The sequence below is a fragment of the Roseburia sp. AM23-20 genome, from assembly GCF_003470905.1.
Classification (GTDB): domain Bacteria; phylum Bacillota; class Clostridia; order Lachnospirales; family Lachnospiraceae; genus Roseburia; species Roseburia rectibacter.
Genome location: NZ_QRHS01000038.1, coordinates 1 through 7,952, shown reverse-complemented (window position 1 = coordinate 7,952; position 7,952 = coordinate 1). Strand labels below are relative to the sequence as shown.

General features: G+C 37.9%; 9 protein-coding genes and 1 pseudogene. 1 reads left to right on the top strand and 9 read right to left on the bottom strand.

Features of this window, described 5'->3' with window-relative positions; genetic code table 11:
* From DW650_RS18320 to DW650_RS18280, 9 genes and pseudogenes are all read right to left on the bottom strand, one after another.
* Positions 1–482, bottom strand: a pseudogene (locus DW650_RS18320) (hypothetical protein); the annotation flags it as partial.
* A 46-nt stretch (positions 483–528) separates the two neighbouring features.
* Complete coding sequence (locus tag DW650_RS18315; RefSeq protein ID WP_055274666.1) at positions 529–1,149, bottom strand: DUF6033 family protein; 621 nt, start codon at positions 1,147–1,149, stop codon at positions 529–531.
* A gap of 82 nt (positions 1,150–1,231) precedes the next feature.
* Positions 1,232–2,269 carry a DUF4885 family protein gene (locus tag DW650_RS18310; protein ID WP_118210768.1) on the bottom strand — a complete coding sequence of 346 codons (1,038 nt, stop codon included), beginning with the start codon at positions 2,267–2,269 and terminating at the stop codon, positions 1,232–1,234.
* 207 nt (positions 2,270–2,476) lie between these two features.
* Complete coding sequence (locus DW650_RS18305) at positions 2,477–3,022, bottom strand: hypothetical protein (protein ID WP_055040309.1); 546 nt, start codon at positions 3,020–3,022, stop codon at positions 2,477–2,479.
* 63 nt (positions 3,023–3,085) lie between these two features.
* Entirely contained in the window at positions 3,086–3,754 is a 669-nt protein-coding gene (locus DW650_RS18300) for a DUF3879 family protein (RefSeq protein ID WP_109258908.1), read from the bottom strand.
* Between the two features lie 42 nt (positions 3,755–3,796).
* Complete coding sequence (locus DW650_RS18295; protein ID WP_117465419.1) at positions 3,797–4,465, bottom strand: hypothetical protein; 669 nt, start codon at positions 4,463–4,465, stop codon at positions 3,797–3,799.
* A gap of 191 nt (positions 4,466–4,656) precedes the next feature.
* Positions 4,657–5,913 (bottom strand): sensor histidine kinase, encoded by a 1,257-nt coding sequence (locus tag DW650_RS18290; RefSeq protein ID WP_117833062.1) that lies wholly within the window; start codon positions 5,911–5,913, stop codon positions 4,657–4,659.
* A gap of 1 nt (position 5,914) precedes the next feature.
* Positions 5,915–6,622, bottom strand: a complete 708-nt coding sequence (locus tag DW650_RS18285; RefSeq protein ID WP_227701584.1) for a LytR/AlgR family response regulator transcription factor — start codon at positions 6,620–6,622, stop codon at positions 5,915–5,917.
* 421 nt (positions 6,623–7,043) lie between these two features.
* Complete coding sequence (locus DW650_RS18280) at positions 7,044–7,301, bottom strand: helix-turn-helix domain-containing protein (RefSeq protein ID WP_117921155.1); 258 nt, start codon at positions 7,299–7,301, stop codon at positions 7,044–7,046.
* Positions 7,302–7,374: 73 nt separating this feature from the next.
* Here DW650_RS18280 and DW650_RS18275 point away from each other — a divergent pair, with 73 nt between their 5' ends.
* Positions 7,375–7,710: a helix-turn-helix domain-containing protein gene (locus DW650_RS18275; protein WP_243103019.1), complete on the top strand. Its 336-nt coding sequence runs from the start codon at positions 7,375–7,377 to the stop codon at positions 7,708–7,710.
* The last annotated feature ends 242 nt before the right edge of the window (positions 7,711–7,952 follow it).

Genomic DNA, 7,952 nt, shown 5'->3' with positions numbered 1-7,952 from the left:
TTACATCTTTCATCATCTGCTTTGCTTCCGTTTCCATAGCCCTCGCCCCAGACAAAATCTTCCTGTACCGTCATGCTGTATCCATTTCCAAGATTAAATCTGCTTCCAACCCCAATCGTGATACTGTTTGTACCGGGATCATATGGTTTGTACCCTCTGGTTTTAAATGGCTGCTGTATGGTTCCAAAGGTTTGAATCTCGGATGGGAGATATGACATACCCGTAATGGCTGTAAACGCTTTCTGCCCATTCACATAAAAGGAAGTATGGGTTGCACTGTCTATATCCGCTGTAATCTCGACTTCCTCATCATTGGCAAAAGGATTCTGTCCGGTCATCCCGGTTCCATATGCATACAGCATTCTTGTAAACTGATATCTTGTATGTTCATCAAAATGATTCAGTGTCTCTGTATCTTCTCCCTTTACATCTCCATTGCAAAAATCAACAAATTTATTTTTGTCTATTTTATGTTCTAGCATAAGTCATTATTTTAATTGCACACCTTACGGTTTCATATCAAAGTTCCTATGCCAAAGCATCAAATGCCGAAACTCCATTTTCTGTCACTCCTATAGAAGTTGAAGTACCTAGCAATTCCACCATTTTTCCTGTCAGGTCATCTACATCTTTTCCATCAATTTTCAGATTATATTGCCGTTCTTCCTGCTCCTGTTTTTCGGCACGCTGTTTTTCCAGCCGTTCCTCTGTCTCTTTCTTTTCTGCTTTCCTTTTCTCGAGTCTTTCTTCAAGTTCTTTCCTTGCTTTTTCTGTTCCCGGATCAACTTCATCTTGAGTACACATTACAGAACTCATGCTATCATATCCATTTATAGTAATACTATAACTCAGTATCTTTGCTCCTCTTGCTGCCACATAAGCTCTTGACTGTTCTATTGTTTTTGGTATTAGCGATAAATTGTACTCCAACCATTGTTTTGTCTTTTCATCTCCCATAGCCTTTGACAAAAGAGAACTGTTTATATTTACGGAATAATCCCTGCTTCGTAAACATTCGTATTTTTGTGTTAAATAGTTCTTATATTCATGAGCATTCTTATATGTCCTGCCCGTTTTGTTTCCAGCATTTTGTGTATTGCCATAACTATTCGTATATGACGCATAAGTTCCTATTCCTGTAACTGCCATATTAACATATCTCCTTTCATTATTCGGAGTCCTTCCAACTATGCCACCTGTTGGATTTCTCTCAGAATCAATATAATATTGATTACACGCTAGCTTCAAATATACTTTGACTAATACCTTTCATCCACATATTCTGTGTTGCTCCATATCCTTTTTCCTGCCCTATATCATACAATCCACTGCTGTCAAATCCTATTTTCAATACCAAATCATTTTCTTTTTTCCAACCATTCTTAGCATATTGCAGCCATCTCTTAGAATAAAGTTCATACCCTGCGCCACTTTTAGATTTTTCCTTAAACAATGCCAGTAAATCTGTACCATCCTCTGCAATAAAAGTACCATTTTTATATGTCGCATTGCGTGCATCATATCCAGTTGTCTCATACACTTCATGCCATAAAGAATATTGGTTTGCCTTTGTCATACTTGCCTGCGAATTAACAATTTCATTATCTGCATCATGCATACAAATCCACGCATGTGTCCATATATTTTTCGCATTATCCCCTTCATTCAGTAATTTTTCTATCTGCGATAATGTATCTCTATCTGCATTTCCCGACACTGTTAATTGATATGTATATGGATCAATAGAAAATACCAAATCTGCCTGTTTTGATATTGATATCCCATTCTTTGAAAGTAGATTTGAAATTTGCTGATTTACAACACTTCTGGCATGCTGTTTTTCCCTGTCAGTATTGCGTACATAACCAACACTTCTTGAACCACCTGTATATACATCCTTGTAATTTCTTAATGCATAATCATACCGGGCAAATCCAGCCGAATATTTTCCTCCTGTTTGTAACATTCTTTTCTCATTGCGGTAAGCTATGGAACGCTGATCTTCTGTCATATATGAGCAAAAATTAGGTGAGGTCACATCACAATATTTTGATTCGATATATGCCATTGGATCAGAATGAGACAAATTTTCTTTGTACACTTTATCATAATGCTCCTGCAAAACTTTTTGTACGAAACGATCTTCCTCTGTAAGTCCATCATACTGATATCCTACAGTTGTACCGGCGCTGGAATTATTGGGCAGCTTGTTTAAATCCCTGCCAGCTGGAATGTTGTTATAATAGTCAGAATTATTTACAGTAACCATATTATCCCCCTGCCTTATATAAGTCTTATAATCTGTATCATGTAAATCATACTGGAACCCTATCGATAAACTTTTTTCATTTTATTTTACATATTTTTTCTTCATTATTCGGAGTTCTTCCGACTATGTCACCTATTTGATTTCTCTCAGCCTCAATATGATATGTAATCCAAGTTCTCTTTTTTCCTATGTTCAAATGACTAAGCACTATTTATACTTACTATTTGCACTTGTCAAATCAAGATAAGCATCCATACTTTTCGTCCAAAGCAACGATAAGTCAAACCTTCCCAATTTGTTTAAATCTTCTATGCTTTTTTTGAACATTGCGATAAAATCTCTTCTGTCGTTAAGTCCCATATTACCAGCTTCAAGCGGCAGAGACGTGAAACCTCCCTGCTTTTCCACTTTGTAATGTGCCTCCAATGCACGCATTTCGACTACTGTAGCATTTGATGGATTAACATCATTGATATAAATTCTTTGCTCAAACTCTTTCCCGTTTTCATCCACACCTTTCGCTAACACCACAGGATTTTCATCCGTCGAATCATCCGCATATTTAAGACAATAAGAAAGACCTGTACCATTACCTCCTGTCCACAACATATTATCTGTTGTAAATATCTGATATACCTTTGGTGTTTCTGCCGTATAAAATGTCTTTTCCCCAGATGCAGGAGTTTTCATTTGATTACCTTTTTGTTGACCGTATGATGAAGATACGGTATTCAGGCTAGAACTAATGTTCATATTTTTGTTTCTCCAATCAGCTCAAAATTTTCTCTTTTTAATTATTCAAATATACCTGATATGTTAAATTTTAGTATCAAGCGTTGCCTGTGCAGGAGATTTCCCCGACTCTGCCAATTCTCTTGTAACACTATCTAATGCACCATCTTTGATTGGCTTACCAATTTTCCAGTTAGGATCAGCCTTTTTTGCGGCATCATAAAATGCCTGTCTGTAAATTCTCTCATATTTTTCAAGCGTATACCCGGCAGCCAATCTGTCCTTTTTCTGCATTTTGCGATACAAATTGTTATATACCTCGGAACGTTTTGTTGTATCTCCATTGTGGACACCGTTTTCACGCAGGAACTCTTTTTTTGTCAGTTCATACATTTCTTCTTTGCTGCTATCCGGAATTGATATGATCCGTTTTCTCGAACTTTCATTTTCATCTGTCACTAAAAGTCCTGCCAGTCCATTTACAGGGTTGATATAATCTCCATCCTTGTCATAATGACTCATCAGATTTTTTATTCCCTGAATATTGCCATACATTGCACCATTTCCAGCAGACATCATTTGTTTTACTGCGGCTTTATATTGTTTGCTGTTTGTGTTAATCCCGGCAGCTTTTAACTTGGACTGAACAGAACTGCTGTTCAACTGGGACAACTGAAAACTGCCTATTGCATTTACTCCTGATGTCCCAAATGATTTTTGAAACAAAAAAGCATAATCCGTTATTTTTGACATAAAACATCCTCCCATATTAAACCTGTTATCTTACCTATATCCTTACGCTTTCCTATCAAAAGACGTTTTCTCTTCCAAATAGTTCGGCAGTTCTTTCAATTCTGAGCTTTGGGCATTCTTTTGCGTATGGTATTCATTGAAGTAAATTCCGTAAAATTCTCTTTCCTTTTCCCGCTCAGCCGGAGTTCTTTCGCATCCCCATCCATAACTATCTCCCAGATAGGTCAACACTTTTGTTCCTTGATAAGAAATGTCGGCACCATATCCTTCGCCTGTCAGAATCGGACATTCCAGTGTGCCTCCTCCCGCCAGAGCAAACTTCTTTTGCGCAAGGTTGTTATTTTTCCCCTCTGCCCTCTCCAGAAAATCGAGCAATGATAATTCTCCGATTCCTTTGCATTTCGGATTACCATTTTGACTTTTTACCGCATTTTTAGCCTGCTGATATAATGCCTTTCTGTCAGGGGATACATCGGATATGTATTCTGCACATAACCTTGTTCTCTGCCTGTGAATAGATTCTAATTCCGTTTTACTCGTAGTGTTGGCAGCTCTCTGAGCCAGTTCCTTAATCTCAGAGACAAACTCTGCCTGTGACTTATTGCTTTTCCCTGCACTTGGAATCATAGACCAATCAGGTTCTCCACTTCTCAGCGATACACTATATTTTGTAATAGCAGAACTCGTTGCATTTGAAATCGATATTCCCATGAATTCACCTCATATTTTCTACCTTCTCTGCATATATTTTAACCTCTATATATACTTATCCATTTATCATATTCATTCTTTAAAATTCTCATAACATACTTATTTCCTCTATTTTTTTATCGGATAAAATAACCTGTTCTCCTAGTCCCATATCATCAAACGACCATATTACGCACACAAAGACCATCTCTTTACAAGATAACCACAGCCTTAAATTCATTTTCATCGCAGGAAAGCACCATATCACCGCCATATTTATCCACAACTGCTTTTACATTTAACAGCCCAATGCCGTGATGATCCCCTCTTTTGCTCTTTATCGTGTCATTTTCAATTTCCACCTTTTCTGTCACCGGATTTCTCACCGCAAATATCAGTTTATGATCTTCGCACTCTAATTTGAGATGAATGACCGCTTTTCCGGTATTTTTCAGTACCTTTTCACTCTCCCGGATTGCATTATCCAATAAATTAGAGAGCAGAATCACAATCTCTTCCTCCTCCAGACAGATCTCCTGCAGATCCCCTACTTTCAGGATAACCGCTATGTGTTTCTCCTGCATGCTGCGGTACTTCTGGTTTAAAACAGCATTGACCACCGGATGATTTGTGTTGATTGCCGACATCTCGACAGCTATGCTCTCTGTCAGCTTCTGCGTAAATGAAAGTGCCTCATCTGTGTGTCCATTCTTTATCAACGTTTGGATCGTAGAAAGCTGATTTTTATAATCGTGCATTTTTCTTCGCTGACGCTCATAGATTTCTTCCCGGTCCTGATAATCTGCAATACGATTTTTCTGATTTTGTTCCGTAAGTACCGCAATTTTTATTCTCTCTTCTTTTTCAATGGTATTCTGCATGAACTCCATAAGGATAAGGTTAATCGCAACCAGTCCCACCGAAAGAAATAAAAATACATTCTGCATATCATCGTTTTCTGAATAAAACATAAGAATGAAACCGACCACCGTAAATACAGGAACACAGAAAAACTGTAACCATTCTTTTCCTGTAATCAGACCGCAGCTTTTTCTTGTCTTGCTAAATCTTCTGATAAACAACATCAGAATGATAAAAACCGTCTTTGATATCAGTGCCTGTAAAAACCATTTTTCTTGGATTGAACCTCCTCTTCCCAGCAAAACAGTCACATAATCAATCAATACAAGCATTGTATAGTTGATGATTGAAAACAAAAAACTCTGCCGGAAGGAAACTTCATAATAAGCCAGATTCAGGAAAGACATAACCAGTATAATCGGGATACATTTTAACATTCCGATCCATGCCCCTGTGACTGCTACCAGATAAAGCACTCCGCAATAAACAAAAAATCTATATCTGTTCCTATATCCGCCATCTCTTTTTTCCATAAAAGTATCAAAAAAGTATAGCGTTCCTTTTACTTCCAGCATTTCCGCAATAAATGTCAATACCCAGAATGTCATGTTATTCTTCTCCCTTATACAGCATATATTCCCTCTTTACCTGTGCATATCGTGCCTTGGGAACCGGAATCTTTTTTCCCGTGGTAAGTGTCATCACATAACCGCTGATTTTTGTGATGTACCTCATATTTACAAGAAAACTTAGATGTGCCCGCACGAATCCCATATCCTTGAATTCATTTTCTAGTTCATCCAGTTTTTTATAAATCTGAAATGTCCCTTTTTCTGTATAAAATACATTTTTGTGAAGCTCTGTTTCTATATAAATGATGTCATCTGCATAAAGTTTTATCGTTCCTTCCACAAAACGAAATTCGAGAATCCTACGGTTTTTATTAATTTCTGCTATCAAATCATCCATACATTCTTCTATAGTATCTGCAAGGTTATCTTTCAGCAGAAAACGGCTTGCTTTCACCTTATATCCATCCAGTGCGTAATTCATGTATGCCGTCACCAGCACAACCGGAAGTTTTGGATATTTTTCTTTAATCCTCATAGCTGTTTTCAGTCCATCCATCCCCTGCATATTGATATCCAGAAATAATAGCTGACACGCTTCCAAAGCCGATTGTTCTTCGCATAACTGTTCTCCGGATTCATATTCTGTAATAGTAAACTCATAATTCTTTTTTTCACCATAGTCTGACAGCAAATCTGACAAATTTTTTCTGTCATCTATCCTGTCATCACAAATAATAATGTTCATATTTTTCATTCCTGTCTTTGATTGCTCTCATACCTGTAAACCATACAAGTCTCACCTAGCACTCTTTATTATATCAAACAAATCTTTCACTCGATCATTCTCTGCATCAAATGACTATTTTGCGCATAGAACGACTATCTCCTATAGAAACGCAGAAGCACTGTATCTCAAACTCTTTGAAATACAATGCTTCCCTGCATTTTCTATATCGTCATGTTGATACCACTACTTTATGAATCCCCCACATGATCCATCTGATAATACTTCAATTCTTAGTTTTTTCCAAAAAAATATTGATGTTTCATATCGCCAACTGTATTTTCTTTTCTCTGTCCTTCCCCCTTAAAGTGAAAAGTTCCCTGCACAGGCCACGGTGAACCATACCATAGTCCACCTGACCGGCGCAGTAATCCCTTTGTGCCTATTTTATGATTTCATAGAGCAGGCTGCTCTTTCCTCCATTTTCACGCCATCTCTGCTTTTTCTGTATAAATCCTGCACACTCCAGATCGCGGATTGCACGCTTGACCGTACTTACAGACAGGTGCAGCTCTCTGGCAATGGTACCGATTGCCGGATAGCATGTCCTCTCCCTGTCCGCACGAGTCTCCAGATACAGATAGACCGCCACCGCCCTGTGTGGCAGCTCCGTTTCATAGATTTCTTTCCTAGTATAAATGTTTTTAATTAACTCGACTCAATAAGTATTCCATGATATAATCTTCATATAATTGTATAGGGAGGTCATATTCATGGGCAGAAAAGTAAACACAATAACACTAACAGAGGAGCAGCGTTCGTATCTTGAATTACAAACTCGTGCTAGAACAATACAGGCACAAACCGTGTGTAGAGCAAGAATACTGTTGTTACGTGCTGATGGTGTTTCTATTAATGATATTGCTGATAAAGTAGGCATCAATAGATGCAGTGTAATGTTGTGCTTGAATAAATTCAAAGAGGGCGGTGTCGAAAACGCCTTGTTTGATGCTCCCGGTCGTGGTCGTAATGCTGAAATAACCGATGACGAAAAGACGTGGATTATAAATATCGCATCACTTCTTGAGACCGTTTCAAGTTTTGTGTAAACGTTAAAAACTGATATAAGATTTGTGAATAGTTACATATGGGCAGAGCCGATTTTTCAGGTTCTGCCCATATCTGCATTATACAGGAGTTTTTGGGCATGTCAATAAAACCTGCCTAAAACAAGCTGTTTTTACAGGTTGTGTCCAATCAGACGCTCTTCAAAATAGATTTCAAGCTGGGAATGGATCTGCCCCCAGTCCTGCCTGTGTCCGGTCCATTTTTTCGTGATATCCATAGTTGC